17 protein-coding genes are annotated in these 18,351 nt (G+C 69.4%); 12 read left to right on the top strand and 5 right to left on the bottom strand.

The window, feature by feature from the left end:
- The first annotated feature begins 10 nt into the window (after positions 1 to 10).
- The 7 genes from A5673_RS10350 to A5673_RS10320 all read left to right on the top strand — a co-directional run bounded on the left by A5673_RS10350 (position 11) and on the right by A5673_RS10320 (position 5,192).
- A complete protein-coding gene (locus tag A5673_RS10350; protein WP_156748069.1) occupies positions 11 to 1,126 on the top strand; it encodes a virulence factor Mce family protein in 1,116 nt (371 codons plus the stop codon).
- The gene (locus tag A5673_RS10345) at positions 1,127 to 2,575 is read left to right on the top strand and encodes an MCE family protein (protein ID WP_068230918.1); all 1,449 of its coding nucleotides are present in this window, start codon (positions 1,127 to 1,129) and stop codon (positions 2,573 to 2,575) included.
- 18 nt (positions 2,576 to 2,593) lie between these two features.
- A complete protein-coding gene (locus A5673_RS10340) occupies positions 2,594 to 3,151 on the top strand; it encodes a mammalian cell entry protein (protein WP_068230915.1) in 558 nt (185 codons plus the stop codon).
- Positions 3,148 to 3,741 carry a hypothetical protein gene (locus A5673_RS10335; protein WP_068230912.1) on the top strand — a complete coding sequence of 198 codons (594 nt, stop codon included), beginning with the start codon at positions 3,148 to 3,150 and terminating at the stop codon, positions 3,739 to 3,741. The genes A5673_RS10340 and A5673_RS10335 overlap by 4 nt, the downstream gene beginning before the upstream one ends.
- Positions 3,742 to 3,756: 15 nt before the next feature.
- Positions 3,757 to 4,419, top strand: coding sequence for a CAP domain-containing protein (locus A5673_RS10330; RefSeq protein ID WP_068230909.1), 663 nt, complete (start codon positions 3,757 to 3,759; stop codon positions 4,417 to 4,419).
- Between the two features lie 15 nt (positions 4,420 to 4,434).
- Positions 4,435 to 4,800 (top strand): DUF732 domain-containing protein, encoded by a 366-nt coding sequence (locus A5673_RS10325; protein WP_068230906.1) that lies wholly within the window; start codon positions 4,435 to 4,437, stop codon positions 4,798 to 4,800.
- 83 nt (positions 4,801 to 4,883) lie between these two features.
- Complete coding sequence (locus A5673_RS10320) at positions 4,884 to 5,192, top strand: DUF4333 domain-containing protein (protein WP_082958656.1); 309 nt, start codon at positions 4,884 to 4,886, stop codon at positions 5,190 to 5,192.
- Here A5673_RS10320 and A5673_RS10315 read toward each other — a convergent pair.
- On the bottom strand, positions 5,173 to 6,141 hold the full coding sequence (locus A5673_RS10315) for a nitronate monooxygenase family protein (protein WP_068230903.1): 969 nt from the start codon (positions 6,139 to 6,141) through the stop codon (positions 5,173 to 5,175). The genes A5673_RS10320 and A5673_RS10315 overlap by 20 nt on opposite strands.
- The gene (locus tag A5673_RS10310) at positions 6,138 to 6,518 is read right to left on the bottom strand and encodes an NYN domain-containing protein (RefSeq protein WP_068230941.1); all 381 of its coding nucleotides are present in this window, start codon (positions 6,516 to 6,518) and stop codon (positions 6,138 to 6,140) included. The genes A5673_RS10315 and A5673_RS10310 overlap by 4 nt, the downstream gene beginning before the upstream one ends.
- A 129-nt stretch (positions 6,519 to 6,647) precedes the next feature.
- Here A5673_RS10310 and A5673_RS10305 point away from each other — a divergent pair, with 129 nt between their 5' ends.
- The 5 genes from A5673_RS10305 to A5673_RS10285 all read left to right on the top strand — a co-directional run bounded on the left by A5673_RS10305 (position 6,648) and on the right by A5673_RS10285 (position 15,295).
- The gene (locus tag A5673_RS10305) at positions 6,648 to 7,832 is read left to right on the top strand and encodes an acyl-CoA dehydrogenase family protein (RefSeq protein WP_068230900.1); all 1,185 of its coding nucleotides are present in this window, start codon (positions 6,648 to 6,650) and stop codon (positions 7,830 to 7,832) included.
- Positions 7,833 to 8,115: 283 nt separating this feature from the next.
- Positions 8,116 to 9,570: a condensation domain-containing protein gene (locus tag A5673_RS10300; protein ID WP_068230896.1), complete on the top strand. Its 1,455-nt coding sequence runs from the start codon at positions 8,116 to 8,118 to the stop codon at positions 9,568 to 9,570.
- Positions 9,571 to 9,609: 39 nt separating this feature from the next.
- Complete coding sequence (locus A5673_RS10295) at positions 9,610 to 10,950, top strand: hypothetical protein (protein ID WP_068230893.1); 1,341 nt, start codon at positions 9,610 to 9,612, stop codon at positions 10,948 to 10,950.
- Positions 10,951 to 10,966: 16 nt separating this feature from the next.
- The gene (locus A5673_RS10290; RefSeq protein WP_068230890.1) at positions 10,967 to 12,313 is read left to right on the top strand and encodes a hypothetical protein; all 1,347 of its coding nucleotides are present in this window, start codon (positions 10,967 to 10,969) and stop codon (positions 12,311 to 12,313) included.
- A gap of 129 nt (positions 12,314 to 12,442) precedes the next feature.
- Positions 12,443 to 15,295, top strand: coding sequence for an RND family transporter (locus tag A5673_RS10285; protein ID WP_068230886.1), 2,853 nt, complete (start codon positions 12,443 to 12,445; stop codon positions 15,293 to 15,295).
- Positions 15,296 to 15,377: 82 nt separating this feature from the next.
- Here the strand turns inward: A5673_RS10285 and A5673_RS10280 are convergent, their stop codons facing one another.
- The 3 genes from A5673_RS10280 to A5673_RS10270 all read right to left on the bottom strand — a co-directional run.
- Positions 15,378 to 16,073: a response regulator gene (locus A5673_RS10280; protein ID WP_068230883.1), complete on the bottom strand. Its 696-nt coding sequence runs from the start codon at positions 16,071 to 16,073 to the stop codon at positions 15,378 to 15,380.
- Entirely contained in the window at positions 16,055 to 17,740 is a 1,686-nt protein-coding gene (locus A5673_RS10275) for an ATP-binding protein (protein WP_231970990.1), read from the bottom strand. The genes A5673_RS10280 and A5673_RS10275 overlap by 19 nt, the downstream gene beginning before the upstream one ends.
- 14 nt (positions 17,741 to 17,754) lie before the next feature.
- Positions 17,755 to 18,351: transposase (locus A5673_RS10270; RefSeq protein ID WP_231970989.1), on the bottom strand; the 597-nt coding region annotated here is incomplete at its 5' end.

Here is an 18,351-nt window from a genome sequence, read left to right as displayed (position 1 = left end):
GAGCCTGGTGATGGCCATGGCCGTGGCCGGGGCATCGGGCTGCGGCTGGCGCGGGCTCAATTCGCTGCCGCTGCCGGGCACCCAGGGCAACGGCCCCGGCTCCTACGCGATCCAGGCACAGATGCCGGACGTCAACAACATTCAGCAGAACTCGCGGGTGCGCGTCGCCGACGTCACGGTCGGCCACGTCACGAAAATCGAGCGCCAGGGCTGGCACGCATTGGTGACGATGCAGCTCAACGGCGATGTGAACTTGCCTGCCAACGCCACCGCCAAGATCGGAACCACCAGCCTGCTGGGCTCTTACCACATTGAACTCGGGCGTCCCAAAGGCGAAGCGCCGCAAGGCAAGCTGCGTCAGGGCTCCGTCATTCCGCTGTCGCACGGTGGTGCATACCCGAGCACCGAGCAGACGTTGGCGGCGTTGTCACTTGTGCTCAACGGCGGCGGGCTGGGCCAAATAGAAGACATCACAGCGGCTTTCAGCACCGCCTTCCGCGGCCGCGAGCAGGACCTGCGCAGCCTGATCGGACAGCTCGACAAATTCGCCGCGTTCCTCAACGACCAGTCCGGTGACATCATCGCGGCCACCGACAGCCTGAACAACCTCGTCGGAAAGTTCGCCGCCCAGCAACCGGTGCTCGATCACGCCCTGGCGACCATCCCCGACGCGCTGGCGGTGCTGAACGACGAGCGGGACAAGCTCGTCGACGCGGCCGATCAGTTGAGCAAATTCAGTGCCCTGACGGTCGACTCGGTCGACAAGACCAAGGTCAACCTGGTCAAGGAATTGCGGCAAGTCGGCCCGGTGCTCGAGTCGCTCGCCAATGCCGGGCCCAGCCTGACCCGGTCGCTATCCCTGCTGGCCACCTTCCCATTCCCCAACGAGACATTCGAGAATTTCCAACGCGGCGACTACGCCAACCTGACCGCGATCGTCGACCTCACCCTCAGCCGCATCGACCAAGGGTTACTCACCGGGACCCGGTGGGAGTGCCACCTCACGCAGCTCGAGCTGCAGTGGGGACGCACCGTCGGCCAGTTCCCCAGCCCGTGCACCGCCGGCTACCGGGGGACCCCCGGAAATCCGCTCACCACCCCGTACCACTGGGACCAGGGGCCCTAGATGCATCTGCAGCGACGGGTCATCGTTCAACTGGCCATCTTCAGCGTGATCGCGCTCAGCGTGCTGGCCGTCACGTTCCTGCACTTCGTCAAGTTGCCGGCCATGCTGTTCGGCGTCGGCCGCTACACGGTGACGATGCAGCTGCCGGAGAGCGGCGGGCTGTACAGCACGGGCAACGTGACCTACCGCGGCTTCGAAGTGGGCCGAGTGGAATCGGTGCGGCTCACCGACACCGGCGTCGAGGCCGTGCTGTCACTCAAGTCCGGCATCGACATCCCCTCGGACCTCAAAGCCGAGGTGCACAGCCAGACGGCGATCGGCGAATCGTACGTGGAACTGTTGCCCCGCAACGCCACATCGCGTCCGCTCAAGGACGGCGACGTCGTTCCGCTGGCCGACACCTCGGTGCCGCCCGACATCAACGGGCTGCTCAGCGCCGCGAACACCGCGTTGGCGGCGATACCCCGCGACAACCTGCGGACCGTCGTCGACGAGTCGTACACCGCGGTCGGCGGGCTCGGCCCGGAACTGTCCCGGCTGATCACCGGCACGTCCAACCTGGCGATCGATGCGCGCAAGAATCTGGATCCGTTGGTGGCGCTCATCGACCGGGCGCGGCCGGTGCTCGACTCGCAGACCCGCACCTCGGACGCGATCGCCGGCTGGGCGTCACACCTGGCCGCGGTCACCACGGAGTTGCGGACGCACGACGCGGCGGTCGGCGGCGTGCTAGAGCGGGGCGGTCCGGCGCTGGGGGAGGTGCGGCAGCTGATCGAGCGCGTGCAGCCCACCCTGCCGATCCTGTTGGCCAACCTCGTCAGCGTCGGTCAGGTCGCGCTCACCTACCAGAACGACATCGAACAGCTGCTGGTGGTCTTCCCGATGGCCATCGGCGCCGATCAGGCCGGCATCCTGGCCAATCTCAACACCAAGCAGGCGTACCGGGGCCAGTACCTGAGCTTCAACCTCAACCTGAATCTGCCGCCGCCCTGCACCACCGGATTCCTGCCGGCCCAGCAGCAACGCATCCCCACGTTCGAGGACTACCCGAACCGCCCGGCCGGCGACCTGTACTGCAGGGTGCCGCAGGACTCGGCGCTCAACGTGCGCGGCGCCCGCAACATCCCCTGTGAGACCGTGCCCGGCAAACGCGCCCCCACCGTGAAGCTCTGCGAGAGCGCCGAGGAGTACGTGCCGCTCAACGACGGCTACAACTGGAAGGGCGACCCCAACGCCACCCTGTCCGGTCAGGACATCCCGCAGTTGCCGCCCGCATCGCCCCCGCCGCCGGCCGGCCCCGAGCCACCCCCGCTCGCCGCCGCCCAGTACGACCCGGCCACCGGCACCTACACCGGGCCCGACGGCCACCAGTACACCAGATCCGACCTTGCCCGCACCGCGCCCAAGGACAAGTCATGGCAAACGATGCTGCTGCCGCCGGGAAGCTGACGGCCGTCGAAGGAGGAAATCATGTCGACCGCAACTGATTCCGACGTCGCCGACACGGACGACGAGCCGCCCCCGGGCCGGCCGAAGAAGCCCGCGCCGGCGGCGCGGCGCGCGATGCTCTTCGGCCTGATCGCCGTGGCTTGCTTGGCGACGCTGTTGTGCTGGTTGGGCTTTCGCGCCCACCAGTCGCAGCAAGAACAGGCCCGGCGGGATCAGTTTCTGCAAGCCGCCAGGCAGGGAGCGCTCAATTTGACGACCATCGATTGGCGGCGCGCCGACGCCGACGTGCGCCGCATCCTGGACAGCGCGACCGGGGAGTTCTACAACGATTTTTCCAAGCGGTCGCAGCCATTCATCGACGTTCTGCAGCAGGCCAAGGCCACCACGGTGGGAACGGTTGCCGAGGCGGGGCTGGAATCGCAGGGTGCGGCCACCGCCCAGGCACTGGTGGCGGTGTCCGTGCGGACGTCGAATGCCGGCGAGCCAGACCCTGTTCCGCGCGTGTGGCGAATGCGTATCACCGTGCAGAGGGTCGGCGATCAGGTCAAGGTTTCCAACGTGGGGTTTGTGCAATGACCGTCGTCGACGAAACCACCACCGGGCCAACGCAAACCGGGGCCGACGAGCCCCCCGGTGGCGAGGGAGCCGGCAGCGATGGGCGCCCCGTGCCGCGGTGGCGTCGCGTCAGCTGGTCGAGGGTGACCGCTTATGCGCTGCTTCCCGGGCTCGCCCTGTCGTTGGGATCCGCTGCGGCCTTTGTGAAGTGGCGGGACGGCACCGCCCGCGGCGCAGCGGCGGTCCGTGCGGAATCCGTGCAGGCCGCCACCGACGGCACCATCGCGCTGCTGTCCTATCGGCCCGACACTGCACAACGAGATCTCGAGTCCGCACGAACAAGGCTGACCGGCACGTTCCTGAACGCCTACACACAGCTGACCCACGATGTGGTGATCCCCGGAGCAAAGCAGAAGCAGATCTCTGCCGTCGCGAGCGTGCCGGCGGCGGCGTCGGTATCGGCGGCCGGCGACCATGCCGTCGTTCTGCTGTTCGTGAACCAGTCGATCACCGTCGGCCAGGACGCGCCGACCAGCACCGTATCCAGCGTTCGGGTCACCCTCGACAAGGTCGACGGGCGTTGGCTGATCTCGCAATTCGACCCGGTCTAGGTAGGAGGAATCGACATGCCGCATCGACCGCACACGGTGTCCGCGCTGCTCGTGGTGTCCGCCGGGGCAGTGCTCTATGCGCCCGCCGCGCACGCCGACAACAAGCGGCTCAACGACGGCGTCGTCGCCAACGTGTACACCGTTCAGCACCAGGCGGGCTGCACCAACGACGTGACGATCAACCCGCAACTGCAGCTGGCCGCCCAGTGGCACGCCCTCGACGTGTTGAACAACCGAAACCTCGACGGCGACGTCGGTTCGGACGGGACCATGCCGCAGGACCGCGCGAATGCCGCGGGCTTCCAAGGCAAGGTCGCCGAAACCGTGGCCATCAACCCCGCCATCGCGATCAGCGGTATCGAGCTGCTGAACCGGTGGTACAACAACCCCGCTGATTTCGCGATCATGTCCAATTGCGCCAACACCCAGATCGGGGTGTGGTCGGAAAACAGCCGCGATCGCACCGTCGTGGTGGCCGTCTACGGGCAGCCCCACCAAGCGAATCCGACACCGCAGGCGCCCCCGACGGGGCCTCCACCCGTGGTGGCGATGCAGCAGAACATTCCCATCGACCCCAGCCCCGACTACGACGCCAGCGACGAGATCGAGTACGGCATCAACTGGCTCCCATGGGTGTTGCGCGGCGTGTACCCACCGCCCGCGATGCCGCCGCAATAGGCGAACTGCGCGGCCATGAAGGGTCACGCCCGGCGCGCCGCCGTGATCGTCGCCGCCGCCGTCGGCGCGATCCCACTGGCGCGGGCGCCGTGGGTAGCCGCGGCACCGGCGCCCGAGGTGGAGTATCTGTACGACGTGACGGTACGGCGCCACTACAACTTTCCGAACAATGACGCGCTCGGCTACGGCCGAGGGATCTGCGCCAAGGTCACCGCCGGCGGCACGTACGCGCAAGTGATGGCCGACGTCAAGGGCGCCGTGACGCCCAACGACGAGAATGCGGCCAACTACCTGGTCTCGTACGCGGTTGGTCTGCTGTGCCCCTCGCAGATCTGGCAACTGCGGAACTCAGCCGCGCATTACCAGCCCCCGACGGACTAACGACCGCGAGGCTTGTTTGCAGTGCCTCGCGGCTGCAGGCTCTGAGCTGGTAGATCACGGCCGTCGGGTGTTAGCCTCGGGCGATGGCAAACCGCAGCACCCCCGTTCTCGCGGGCTTCTTCCTCGCAACCCTGGTCACGCTGACGGCGTGCAGCCCGAAGTCCACGGTCAAGCCCGAGGGCGCGGCGCAATCCGTCGTCGACGTCGTCTCTGGCCAGACCGGCTTTCACCCGACCGACGTGCACTGCCCGTCGGGGGTGGAGGCCAAGGCGGGCCAGGAGTTCGACTGCCACTTCACCGGCCCCGAGGGCAAGCCCTACACCGCGCACATGCGCATTACCAAGGTCGACGGTGAACGGGTCGACTTCGACGTCAGAAGCCGTCCGTCGTAACCGGCCCCAGCCGGTCGATCGTGGCGGCCAGCGCCTCGCGGCATCCGGTCCACATCCGGGTGATGATGTCGGCGGCCGGCGCGATGTCGTCGATCCGCCCGGCCACCTGGCCGGTGTTGGCGACGCTGGCACCCATGTCGCCATCGAAGTAAAGCCGCTGAACACGTTGCAGCGCCTCCGCGCCCTGCGCGAAAGACGCGGACGCATCGAGCTTTTCGGCTGCCGGTGTGCGGATCACCCGCATCATCCGCTTCCCGTCGAGGGGCAGCAGCACGGTCGCCGTCTCGTCGGCGCGCACGACCGCCTCCTTGAGGTTGCCGTGCACCGGCGACTCCGCCGACGCCATCAACCGGGTGCCCATCTGCACGCCCTCGGCGCCGAGGACCAGCGCGGCGGCCATGGATGCGGCGTCGCAGATGCCGCCCGCGGCCACGATGGGCACGTCGACCTGGGCCGCGACCAACGGCAGCAGCACCATCGTCGAGGCGCCGAAGCGGTTCTTGAAGCCACCGCCCTCGACGCCCTCGACCACCAGCCCGTCCACGCCGGCGTCGACGGCCTTCTTGGCGGCGGCCAGGGTGCCGACCACGTGGAACACGGTGATGCCGGCGTCGTGCAGCCGCTCGGTGAACAGCGACGGGTCGCCGGCCGAGGTGGTGACGAACCGGATGTCATGCGCCGCAAGGAGATCCACCACGGCGGGATCGCGGTTGAACAGCAGCGCGATGTTGGCGCCCACCGGACGTTCGGTGAGCTCGCGGACTCGCCGGATGTCGGCGCGGCCTCGTTCGGAGGTGGTCTCGATGATCCCCAGCGCGCCGGCGCTGGAGACCGCGGCGGCCAACTGGGCGCCGGCGATGTAGGTCATCGGCGCCTGGATGATCGGGATGTCGATCCTCGCGAGCTCGCAGACCCGGTTGGGCGCGGGGCCACCGCCGTCGGCGCTCATCGGCCGCGCGGGTCGATCAGGTCGCGGAAGCCCGCCGCGGGGCAGACGGTGGCGCCCAGGGCCGCGACGCGATCGGTCAGCCCCTTGTCGGAGGTCACCACCCGGATTTCGTCCGGTCGGGCGTCGGCTTCGACCAGCCGGACGATCTGGTCGTCGGCGGAGTTCGCGGCCGGCCTGGGGGCGTACGCGACCTCGATCACCGACGATTCGATGGCGGTCGCGGGCGGCCGCTCAAACACCACGGTCACCTGCTCTTTCTGCCTCGCCGCCCATCGGTCGAGCCTTTCCACCAGCGCGACCATGGCGCGGCCGCGGTCCTTCCACCACCCGTCGGGGCGAGTTCCGATCACGTTCATGCCGTCGACGATCCACCGCACAGACACACGGTAGGACACACCGGCCGCAGGGTGTCCGGGCGTTGCCGGGGCCGCCCCGAACGCACGCTGAAAGCCGATGGTATTAACTACGGTCACCGGTATCAGTTTTCTTCATGATGGGAAGCGACAATGACGTCGATCGCCGACACGGAAGACCGGGTGGTCTCGCTGGCCCGCGGCATGCGCGACCTCGTGGCGGCCCAAGCCGCCGACTCCGAGAGGGCGCGCACGCTGACCCCGGCGATCGTCGACGAGATGTGGGCCAGTGGGCTGATGTCGTCGTTCAACCCCGTCGAGGCCGGCGGCGTCGAGCCGTCATTCACCGAGATGATCGAGACCTGGATCGAAATGGCTTGGCAGGACGGATCGTTCGGGTGGATCGGCATCGCCAATCTGCCGTCGTCGTTCGCCGCCGCGGCCTACCTGCCCGACGACGGCTTCGCCGAGGTGTTCACGGCGCACGACAACCGGGTCACGCTGGGCGGGCAGTTCTTTCCCAACGGGCAGGGCGCCGCGGTCGACGGCGGCTACCAGGTGACGGGGGCGTGGAACTTCGGCTCGGGCATCGGCCACTCCGAATACGTCGCGGCCGGGTTCCTGCCGATGGACAACGGCGAAATGCGTTGGATCAGCGAGGGCTTCCCGGAGATGCGCGTCGCCGTGATTCCGCGCGAGCAGATCAGCTTCAACGACGGCTGGTTCGTGCAGGGCCTCAAGGGGACCGGCTCGTATGACTACAGCGTCCAGGACGTGTTCGTGCCGTCCAGCCGCACCTTCGAGCTGTTCGTCCGGGAGCCCCACCGCGGCAGCTCACCGGCCACGCGGATGGGGCTGATGCCGGTCACCGCGGCCGGTCACGCCTCGTGGGCGCTCGGCGTCGCCAAGAGCATGCTCGACGACGTCCAGGAGCTGGCGGCGACGAAGTTTCGGATGAGCGACATGGCCTCGCTGGCCAGCCGCCCGACGTTCCAGAAGGGGCTGGCGCACCACCGCGCGGCCTGGCGCGCCGCGCGCCTGCTGGTGATCGACGCGTTCACCACCGCCGAGGCCGCCGTCGCGGCCGGCGACGACCTGACACCGGCCCTGCGCGCCGACATGCGGGTGGCCGCCGTCTATGCGACCGACACGGCCCGGGCCTGCGCCGAGTGGGCGCACCTGGTGGCGGGCACCAGCTCCATCCGCGAGGGCAGCCGCCTGGAGCGCGCCTTCCGCGACATCTACACCGGAACCCAGCACGCCTTCATCAGCGAGAAGGTCGCCATCGACGTGGCGCAGATCTGGCTGGGCATCATCGACGACCAACCGGGTCTATAGAAGCCGCTCGCTTGCACGTCGATCTCGACGAAGGGCCCTGCCTTCGCTGCTGACTCGCCCCTGAGCACAACGCGCAAAACCGGGTAATCGTCGCTTATTTCGACTATCGCCCACAAGCGCGACACTGGCCGCGCCGCGCCGTAATTTCGGTTTCAGCAGCTAACCGAATTGACCGCACGGTCGCCGCGCGAAGCCGAAATGCCGCTCGCACGAAAGACTTTCGCGCGAGCCACTTTCGCTCCACGGCACGACATTGCGGCAGCACACAGAACGGGGTCGGGGAATGGTCGCACTGGGCAGCATCAACGGGTGGCACCCGGGCGAGGGGCGGGTCGTCACGTGGCGGGCCTCCGCCGCCGCGCGCGCGGCGGCGCTCACCGCGCCGCGCAGCGACTTGGCGCCGACTTACCAGCGGGCTCGCCACCTGCGGGCCGCCCACGACGCGGCGGGCCGGGCCGCGCAGCTGCCCCGGCTGATGGTCGTGGCGTGGGACATACCGGGCACCTGCGACATCCCGGTGATGACGGCAACCATCAACGCGCACGTCCGCCGTCACGACGCCTACCACGACTGGTTCCAGATCGAGGAGGGCGTCATCGTCCGCCGCACGATCGAGGACCCCACGGTCATCGATCTGGTGCCCGCCGAGTTCGGCTACCTGGACGCCGAGCAGGTTCGCACCCACGCCTTGACGACCACGCCGGGCACCCTCGAGTGGGACTCGTTCACGTTCGGCATCGTCCAGCACGCCGACTACTTCACCTTCTACGCCAGCGTCGACCACCTGCACATCGACGGGATGTCGGCCGGCCTGATCTTCTTCGACGTCCACCTGATGTACCAGCACCTGTCGCAGACCGGGGCCGAGCCCGTCGCGCGCCCACAGGTGGCGAGCTACCGCAGCTACGCCGCGCGCCAGCGCGACGGGCTCGCGGGCTTGACCCTGTCCTCGCCGGAGGTCAAGGCCTGGATCGACTTTGCGCGGGACGCCGGGGGCCACTGGCCGGCCTTCCCGCTCCCGGTAGGCGACCGCGGGGCCGGCAACAAGGGCACCTTCGTGACCGTCGACCTGCTCGACGCCGCCGACACGGAGTCCTTCGAGATCGCCTGCCACGCGGCCGGCGCCCGGTTCAGCGGGGGAGTCCTGGCCTGCGCGGCCTTTGCCGAGCACGAGTTCACCGGCGCCGCAACGTATCACGGCTTCACCCCGTACGACACCCGCACGCCGGGCGTCGACTCGATGACGGTGGGCTGGTTCGCCAGCCTGGTCCCCGTCACCGTGCCGATCTGCACCGCGACCTTCGCCGAGGCGGCCCGGGCGGCTCAGGAGTCTTTCAACGCCGCCAAGCCGCTCGCCGACGTGCCCGTCGAGCGCGCGCTCGAGCTGGCGGCGCCACTCGAGTTGGGCATCGAGCCACCCGACCACCGCGCAATGATGGTGTCCTTCATGGACTTTCGGAAGATACCCGCATTCGGCCTCTTCGAAGAGACCAACTGGGGCACCTACGCCGACAACCTGTCACACGGCGGAATCAACCTGTGGATCAACCGTCAGACCGACAAGACCACCGCGACGATCTCGTTCCCGGACAACGCCCAAGCGCGCAAGTCGGTGCACCGCTACCTGGCGGCGCTGACCCAGGCGTTCGCCTACGCCGTCAAGTCCACCTCGGACTGGACGGATGCCGTTGTCGACCACGCGAATTCGGGCCACGGCATACCGGTCATCAGCCGCTGACACACCCCTCTCACCCCTCTCACGAAAGGACCAACCGAAATGACCAACGTACTCGACCTCTTCGACCAGACCCTGTTTCGCTTCGAGGAGGCCACGGGAGTCACCAGCGTCGGGCAGTGCGTGTGGGTGTACAACCGCGCGATCGACCTCGACGGCCTGCGCCGGTTCCACCGCCACCTGCAGCGCGGCCGGCTGGCGCGCCGCATCGAGCGCTCGCCGCTGCCCTTCGGGCGGCACCGCTGGGTCGCACCCTCCGACTCCTCCGAGCTCGAGATCGTCGCGACGCCCCGGCCGCGCGAGGAATTCGACGCCTGGCTGCGCGAGCAGGCCGCGACGCCATTGCACGCCGAGCACGGCCCCGGGTTTCACCTGGCGGTGCTCCCGTTCACCGACGGCGGCGCCGGCGTGAGCCTGGTCGCCCTGCACAGCCTCGCCGACGGCATGGCGGGCTGCCTGGCGGTGGTGGAGGCGGCCTGCGGATACGACGGCGCCATGGACTGGCCGGCCGCCGGGTCGCGCCGGCGGTGGCAGGCTCTGCGCGAGGACGCCCGCCAGGCGGTCCGCGACCTTCCGGAGATCCGCCGCGCCGCGAAGGCCGCCGTCGCCGCCGCACGTTCGGCACGGCGCGGCGGCGCCGCTCAGGCCGCCCCGCCCGCCGGCGGGGACGGACCGGTCACCATCCCGACCACCACAATCTTCATCGACGCCGACGAGTGGGACGCCCGCGCGCAGGCGCTCGGCGGGACCAGCAACGCGCTGCTTGCCGGGCTGGCGGCCCGGCTGGCCCAGCGGGTGGGCCGGGTCACCGCCGACGGCGCGGTCACCCTGGCGATCCCCGTCAGCGAGCGCACCGCGGACGACACCCGCGCCAACGCCGTCGCCAACGTCGACGTCACCGTCGACCCCGCACCCGCGGCGACCGACCTGCGCGACATCCGCGCCGCCATCAAGCGGGCGCTGGTTCACCGCCAGGACGTGTCCGACGAGCGGCAGGCGCTGCTGCCCCTGGTTCCCTTGCTGCCCAAGCGAATCGCCAAGCGGTGCGTGGGCGTCGCCACCGGCAACGCGACCGGCGTCGTCTCCTCCAACCTCGGCGCCGCGCCCGCGGCCGTCAACCGGCCGGACGGCACCGACGCCGACTACGTCTCCGTCACCTCGCTGTACCCGGGCATGACCAAGGCGACGATGGACCGCACCGGCGGAGTGCTGGCCCTGCTGTCGGCGCGAGTGCACGGGCGGGTCTTCGTCTCCGTCCAGGCCTACCAGCCGGGACGGCAGAACTCCGAAGACGTTCTACTCCAGGCCCTTTCGGGCGCGCTGGCGGACTTCGCGCTCCACGCAACCAACGGCTGGCCGGCCCCCGTGCCCGCCGCACGATAGAGAGGACTTCAAGGCGATGAACACCACACTCGACCTCTTCGACCAGACCTTCGCGACCCTGGAGCGGGCCACCGGCGTCCTCGGCCAGCTGCAGTGCGTCTGGGTGTACGACCGCGCGATCGACCTCGACGGCCTGCGCCGGTTCCACCACAACCTGCAGCGGGGACGGCTGTCGCGCCTGATCGAGCCGTCGGCCCTGCCGTTCGGCCGGCACCGCTGGGTCGCGGGGGGCGCTGGCCCCGGGCTGGAGATCGTCGCGACGCCCCGGCCTCGCGCAGAATTCGACGCCTGGCTGCGCGACCAGGCCGCGACGCCCCTGGACGTCGAGCACGGGCCCGCATGGCACCTCGCGGTGCTGCCGTTCACCGACGGCGGCGCCGGGGTGAGCCTGGTCGTCCCGCATGCCCTCACCGACGGCATCGGCCTATGCGAGGCGTTGGCGGACGCGGCCTTCGGACGCAAGGACCCGATCGACTGGCCGGCCGCCAGGTCGCGGCGGCGGTGGCAGGCCCTGCGCGAGGACGCCCATCAGACCGCGCGCGACCTCCCCGGCATCGGCCGCGCTCTGAGGGCCGTGGTCGCCGCCGCCCGGCCCGCCCGGCCCGACCACGACGGGACCGCTGCGCCCCACCCGGTCGGCCCGGACGAATCCATCACCCTGCCAACGGAAACGGTCTTCGTCGACGCCGACGAGTGGGACGGCCGCGCGAAAGCGCTTGGGGGAACCAGCAACACACTGCTGGCGGCCCTGGCCGCCCGGCTCGCCCAGCGCGCGGGGCGGCTCACCGCGGACGGCTCGGCGACCGTGGCCATCCCCGTCAACGAGCGCGCCGCCGGCGACACCCGCGCCAACGCCGTCGCCAACGTCGGCATCACGGTCGACCCCGCCCGCGCCGTGACCGACCTGCGCGACATCCGGGCCGCGACCAAGGACGCGCTGACCCGCCGCCACGACGTTCCCGACACGCGGCGGGAATTGCTGCCCCTGGTTCCCCTGATGCCGCAGCGGCTGATCCGCCGGATCGTCGGCGTCGCGGCCGGGAGTCCCACCACCGTGGTGGCATCCAACGTCGGGATGATCGACCCGGCCGCCTGCCGGCCGGACGGCACGCAGGCCGACCAGTTCGCCATCAAGGCTCCCCACCCGCAGACCACGACGGCGATCATGGACCGGTTCGGGGGAATGCTGTCGCTCGCCTCAGGGCGGGCGAACGGGCAGGTTTTCGTCTCCGTCGTGGCGTACCAGCCGGGTCGTCCCAACTCGAACAAGGCCTTCCGGGAGGCGCTTTCGGGCGCCCTGGGCGACCTCTCGCTCACCGCCACGATCGGCTGGCCCTGCCGCGTACCGGCCGGCGCGGTGTAGCCCGGCGCACGAGCACAACGCGCAAAAGCCTTGAATCGCGGCTAATCCCGACTATCGGCGACAACCGAGACACGGGTGCCCGCGCGCCATAAATTCCCAGGTAACCGAAGCGAATTGAGGGGTTTCACCATGATCGGACAATCGTCCAAAGCGGGCATCGGTGCCTTTGGGATCCTGGGGCGCGCCGCCGTGCGGGCGCCCTGGCTCGTGATCGCCGCGTGGGCCTTGGTGGTGGCCGTCCTGGCCGTGGCCTTCCCCCCGCTGACCAAGGTGGTCGAGGGCCAAACGGTGCAGCCGCTGCCGGCCAAGGCCATGGCGGCGGCCGAGCAGATGGCCAAGGACTTCGGGGAATCCGCCCAGAACGTCCTGATCGCCGTGCTCACCAACGACCGGGGACTGCAACCCGCCGACGAGGAGGCCTGCGGGAAGCTGGTCGCCACGCTGCGCGGCGACGCCGGCGACGTGACCGGCGTGCAGGACGTCGTTACCACGCCCGCGCTGCGACCATTGCTGGTCAGCGCGGACCACAAGGCCATCTACCTTGCGGTGATGCTGCGCGCGCCCGCCGGATCGCCCGAGTCGTCGGCGGCGTACCAACGGATCACGGACATCGTCAAGCGCTCGACCGCGGGCACCCCGCTGACCGCGAACGTGACAGGGCAGGCCGCCATGGTCGGCGACATGTCGATCGTCACCGCCCGCGACATGCACATCACCGAGATCGTCACGGCGTTGTTCGTGCTGATCATCCTGCTGGTGATCTACCGGCGGCCGGTGACCGTGCTGCTGCCGTTGATCACCATCGGAGTCTCGGTGGCCTCGGCGCAGGGGGTGGTGTCCGGGCTCGCGCAGGTCGGTCTCGGGGTGTCCGCGCTGACGATCGCGTTGATGACCGCCATGATCTTCGGCGCCGGCACCGACTATGCGGTCTTCTTGATCAGCCGCTACCACGAGTACATCCGGTCGGGCGTCGAATCCGACCGGGCCGTGCAGAAGGCGCTGAGCTCCATCGGGGAGGTCATCGCGGGCTCGGCCGCCACCGTGGCCGTCACCTTCCTGGGCATGGTCTTCACCCGGCTGCCTGCGTTCACGAGTATCGGCCCCGCGCTGGCGATTTCGATCGGCATCGCGTTTCTGGCCGCCGTCACCCTGCTGCCGGCCATCCTGGTGCTCGCCGGTCGACGCGGCTGGGTGGCGCCGCGGCCCCCGCTCACCGGCCGCCTCTGGCGGCGGTCCGCCGTTTCGCTGGTCCGCCGGCCGAAAACCCATCTGCTGGTGAGCCTGTCGGTGTTGATCGCGCTGGCCGGCTGCGCGGCCTTCCTCCGGCCCACCTTCAACGACCGTCTGCAGTTACCGCAGGCGGCCCCCAGCAACATCGGCTTTTCGGCGATGGCGAACCACTTCTCCACGAGCACGCTGCTGCCGCAGTACATCTACGTCCGCTCTCCGCACGACCTGCGGACGTCACGGTCGCTGGCCGACCTCGATCAGATGGCGCAACGGGTGTCGCAGTTGCCCAATATCGCTGCGGTGCGCGGCATCACGCGGCCCGACGGCCAGCCGCTCGACCAGGCCAAGCTCAGCTCCCAGGCCGGAGCCGTCGGCGGCAAGCTGCAAGACGCCTCGACCCAGATCAACAACCGGGCCGACGACCTCGACGCGCTGACGACCGGCGCTGACAAATTGGCCGCAAGTCTCGCCGAGGTTCGCGATCAAATCCGCGGCGCCGCCGCGCCGGCGGCGCAGGTCACCGCGACCGTCGCCCAGGTGCAGCAACAGCTCTCCGCGGCAGAGGGCGCCCTGGCCACCATCCGCGGACTCGCGAACGGATCGGTGTCGGCTCTGGTCACCAGCGTGGCGGCGGCGGCCGGCCCGATGTTCGGCGGCGTGCCCACGCAACCCGCGGTGAGCGGCATCCAGGCGGGGGTGCAGAACCTGACCGCGCTGTTGGCATCGGCCGGCAATGGACTGCGGACGGCGGCGGGCAGCACCGCCGGCGTGCGGCAGCAGGTCGCGCAACTGCAGGCGGCCGCCGATCAGCTGGCCGGCGGCAGCCGGCGGCTGGCCGATGGCGTGCGCGCGCTCGTCGATCAGACCAAGAAGATGGGCCTGGGCATGAATCAGGCGGCCGACCTGCTGCTGTCAATGAAGCGCGACGCCGCGGGGCAATCCATGGCGGGCATGTACATCCCGCCTCAGGCGCTCACCTCGGACGACTTCAAGAACGCCGCGAAGATCTTCTTCTCGCCCGACGGGCACGCGGTGCGCTACCTGGTGGAGACCAAATTCGACCCGTTCAGCACGGCCGCGATGGATCAGGTCGCGGCGATTCTCGCCACGGCCCGCGGCGCCCAGCCGAACACCTCGCTCGCGGACGCCTCGATATCGCTGGTCGGGACGACCGCGATGTACAGCGCGATCCGCGGCTACTACGACCACGACGTTCGCCTGATCGTGGTGATGACGCTGCTGATCGTGTTCGCCATCCTGGTGCTGCTGCTCCGCGCGATCGTGGCCCCGCTCTACCTCATTGCGTCCGTGGTGATCTCGTTCCTGTCAGCGATGGGAGTTGGAGTCCTCTTCTTTCAGTTCGTGCTCCACCAGCCGATCTACTGGAACGTGCAGGCGACGGCGTTCATCGTGTTGGTCGCCGTCGGGGCGGACTACAACCTGCTGTTGATCACCCGGATTCGTGAGGAGTCGCGCACCGGCGTCCGCTCGGGCATCATCCGCGCGGTGCGCTCGACGGGTGGGGTGATCACCTCGGCCGGCATCATCTTCGCCGCCTCGATGTCGGGCCTGTTGTTCGGCAGCCTCTCGACGATGGTGCAGACCGGATTCATCATCGGCATGGGCATTTTGATCGACACCTTCGTGGTGCGCACCGTCACGGTGCCGGCCCTGGCGGCGTTAGTGGGCCAGGCCAACTGGTGGCCCGCGAGGCCCCGGAACCGCCGCGCGTCGTCAACGAGCCCCTGCTAGCGGCATCGAGCCTGCGCACAGATCGCGGTTGGCCGGCAAAATCGCGCGCTGAACGCAGTCTCGACGCGACCGCCGCTGCCACTCAGCGCGGTGGGCGGGGGCGCCGCTTGTCGGCCGCGGTGAACTCCTGTTCGGGCCGCCCGGTGGTGCCGTAGCGCAACCCGACGGCGACGTCACCGGCGGTGGCCAGCGCCGCCAGGTAGCGTTGGGCCGTTGCCCGCGAGATGCCGATCGCCGCCGACACCTCCGCCGCCGACATCGCCTTGTCGGAGGTGCGCAACGCCTGCAGCACAAGCTGTTTGGTGGACGACGCCGCGATGCTGGCGGGCGCCGGGGGAGCGACCCGGGGCCGCAACGCGTCCAGCGCCGCGTCCACGTCGGTGGAGCTGAGCTCGGGGCCCGCCAGGATCTTGCGGTAGCGGGCGTAGCCGGCGAGCCGCGCGGCCAGCTCGGTGGTCGCGAACGGCTTGACGAGGTAGCTCAGCGCGCCCGCCGACATGGCCGCACGGATGGTGGCCGCCTCGGTAGCCGCCGTCAATACCATGCTGTCGCAGTGCAATTCGCGGACGAAGTCGACCCCGGAACCGTCGGGCAGGTAGACGTCGACGAGCGCGAGGTCGATGTCGGGCGCCTCGGCGAGCGCCTTGCGCGCCGCCTCGACCGTGTTCACCGTGGCGGTCACGGTGAAGCCGGGCAGGGTGTTGACGACCTCGGCGTGCATGTTGGCGACCCGAAAGTCGTCGTCGACCACCAACACGGTCAGGTCTGCGTCGCCCATTGCGCCTCCTCAACCATCACGCCCGGCAGCCGGGCGATGAATTCCGCTCCGCGCAGCCGTAACTCCGCGTTGCCAGCGCTGGCCAGCAAGAGGTCGCCGCCCAGCGCGCGGGTGATCTGCCGCGACAGCGCGAGCCCGATGCCGCGTCCGCCCGGTATGCCGGAGTCCGGCTTGGTGGTGGTCCCCTCGGTGAAGAGCTGGTCGACGAAGCCCGGCGCAACGCCGTCGCCGCTGTCGGCGACCGTGATGTGCAGCGTCGTACCCTCCTGCAACAGCTCGACTTCGACTTCCTTGACGGCGTTGCCGCTCATCCGGACCGCGTCGATCGCGTTGTCGAGCAAGTTACCCAGGACGGTGGTGACGTCGACCGGCAGGACGAGCCGGCCCGGCACCCAGGTGTTTTCCCCGATGCTGAGCGTCACGCCGGCCTCGCGGGCGGCCGCGCCCTTGGCCGCCAGGAACGCTTGCAGGTAGGCGTCGCGGATGGCGTCGATGCCGGGCAGCGCGGATCCCAACGGCCCGGACCCCAGCAACTCCTCGAGATATTGCAGCCCCTCCTCGACATGTCCGCCGTGCAACAGTCCGGTCAGCAGATGCAGCCGGTTGGCGAACTCGTGACGCTGGGCGCGCAACACCGTGCTCATCACCTGCACCGCATCGAGCTGCCGGGTCAGCGATTCGACGTCGGTTCTGTCGCGCGCCACCAGCACGGTGCCCAGCTCGCGGCCCTCGCGCGACACGCGCCGCGCCGACACCACCACGATGCGCTCGCCGACGGTGGCCAGACTGGGTGTCGAATCCGCGGCCCTGAACACGTCGAGCACCCTTGGTGTCAGCCCGATTTCGTCGACGGGCCGGCCCGGTTCGTTGCCGATCTCGAGCAGTCGACACGCCTCGTCGTTGACGAACGTCGTCTTCCCGGCCGTGTCGGTCGCGAGCACGCCCTCGCCGATGCCCTGCAGGACCGCGGCCTGACTGCGCACGAGCCCGGTGATCTCCGCCGGCCGCAAGCCCAGCGTCAAGCCTCGCCACCGGCGGGCCAGCGCCGCCGAGCCGGCGCCGCCGATCAGCAGCGCCACGGCCCCCAACGCGGCGAGCACCCGTAGGTTCTTGGAGAACTGATCGTCGAAAGCCTTTGTGGAGATGCCGACGATGACCACGCCCAGGACGCGATTCGAAACCGGTTCCAGCACCGGGACTTTGGCGACTATCGCCCGCCCGAAGACCGTGGAGTCGTGCGACACCACCTCGTGGCCGGCAACCGCCCGCGAGATGTCCGCTTGGATGTGGGCACCCAGCCTGCTGCGGTCGGGATCCGCGAGCCTGATGCCTTGCGTGCTGCCGACGACCACGAACCGCACATGCGTACGTTGCTCGACACGCGACGCGACGCTCTCGATCGGACCGGCCGCCAGTTCGTCGGTCAGTGCGGGGCTTGCCGTCAGAGCAGGATCGTCGTAGCGGGAGATGTTGTTGACGACGGTCGGCGACGAGGCCACCACGCGGGCGATATCCAACGCGTGGACGTGGTACTGGCTGTCCAGGCGCTGCCGGTTGAACCACGCGAACATCCCGAAGGCGATGATCAGCGTCAGCGTCACGATGACGAGTTGCAGCAGCATCACCTGGGTGGCGAGCCGCAAGTCGATGCGACCCCTGGCGGCCATGCGTTTCTCCTATGTCAAGCCGCTGCCGGTTGGCAAGGCTTTTGGCGGGTTTGTTCGTCGGTTTGAAGGTGGCCGAAGACAATGCGGGCTAAGCGGCGTTTGAGGCAGCGCAGCGCCTCGGTCTTGGAATCGCCCGCGGCGATGCGGCGTCGGTAGTAGACCTGCCCCAGTCCCTCTAGGCGGATCTGGGTGACTGCGATGCGGTGCAGGGCGGCGTTGAGTTGGCGGTTGCCCGAGCGGGTCATCCGCACGCGGCCTGCGGTGTTCCCCGACCACACCGGGACAGGCGCCACCCCGGCATGGCGGGCATAGGCGGCAGCGCTTTTGAAGCGGATCGCTCCGGCGGTTTCGCCGACCAGTTTGGCCGCCGTCAGCTCCGCGCAGCCCGGAAGAGCGAGCAAGGCCGGGGCGACGAGGCGTACTCGCTGTCCGATGCGCTGGGCCAAGGTGTCGATAGTCTCGGTGACTGGTTGGCCACGGTGCCCGGGCTGGTCGCTGAGTTGGCTCGCGAGGAGTTGGCCGACATCACTCGACTCACCGAGACTATCGACACCTTGGCCCAGCGCATCGGACAGCGAGTACGCCTCGTCGCCCCGGCCTTGCTCGCTCTT

Origin of the sequence: Mycobacterium sp. E3198 (genome assembly GCF_001667015.1) — a bacterium.
GTDB lineage: Bacteria > Actinomycetota > Actinomycetes > Mycobacteriales > Mycobacteriaceae > Mycobacterium.
This window is presented reverse-complemented; position numbering and strand designations above follow the sequence as displayed.

Excerpts from the sequence above, each read along its gene's own strand:
- A5673_RS10275 (WP_231970990.1), bottom strand. The coding sequence starts at position 17,740 with ATGGCCGCCAGGGGTCGCATCGACTTGCGGCTCGCCACCCAGGTGATG.
- A5673_RS10300 (WP_068230896.1), top strand. The coding sequence starts at position 8,116 with ATGGTCGCACTGGGCAGCATCAACGGGTGGCACCCGGGCGAGGGGCGG.
- A5673_RS10295 (WP_068230893.1), top strand. The coding sequence starts at position 9,610 with ATGACCAACGTACTCGACCTCTTCGACCAGACCCTGTTTCGCTTCGAG.
- A5673_RS10305 (WP_068230900.1), top strand. The coding sequence starts at position 6,648 with ATGACGTCGATCGCCGACACGGAAGACCGGGTGGTCTCGCTGGCCCGC.
- A5673_RS10335 (WP_068230912.1), top strand. The coding sequence starts at position 3,148 with ATGACCGTCGTCGACGAAACCACCACCGGGCCAACGCAAACCGGGGCC.
- A5673_RS10350 (WP_156748069.1), top strand. The coding sequence starts at position 11 with ATGGCCATGGCCGTGGCCGGGGCATCGGGCTGCGGCTGGCGCGGGCTC.
- A5673_RS10325 (WP_068230906.1), top strand. The coding sequence starts at position 4,435 with ATGAAGGGTCACGCCCGGCGCGCCGCCGTGATCGTCGCCGCCGCCGTC.
- A5673_RS10315 (WP_068230903.1), bottom strand. The coding sequence starts at position 6,141 with ATGAGCGCCGACGGCGGTGGCCCCGCGCCCAACCGGGTCTGCGAGCTC.
- A5673_RS10290 (WP_068230890.1), top strand. The coding sequence starts at position 10,967 with ATGAACACCACACTCGACCTCTTCGACCAGACCTTCGCGACCCTGGAG.
- A5673_RS10285 (WP_068230886.1), top strand. The coding sequence starts at position 12,443 with ATGATCGGACAATCGTCCAAAGCGGGCATCGGTGCCTTTGGGATCCTG.
- A5673_RS10330 (WP_068230909.1), top strand. The coding sequence starts at position 3,757 with ATGCCGCATCGACCGCACACGGTGTCCGCGCTGCTCGTGGTGTCCGCC.
- A5673_RS10320 (WP_082958656.1), top strand. The coding sequence starts at position 4,884 with ATGGCAAACCGCAGCACCCCCGTTCTCGCGGGCTTCTTCCTCGCAACC.
- A5673_RS10345 (WP_068230918.1), top strand. The coding sequence starts at position 1,127 with ATGCATCTGCAGCGACGGGTCATCGTTCAACTGGCCATCTTCAGCGTG.
- A5673_RS10280 (WP_068230883.1), bottom strand. The coding sequence starts at position 16,073 with ATGGGCGACGCAGACCTGACCGTGTTGGTGGTCGACGACGACTTTCGG.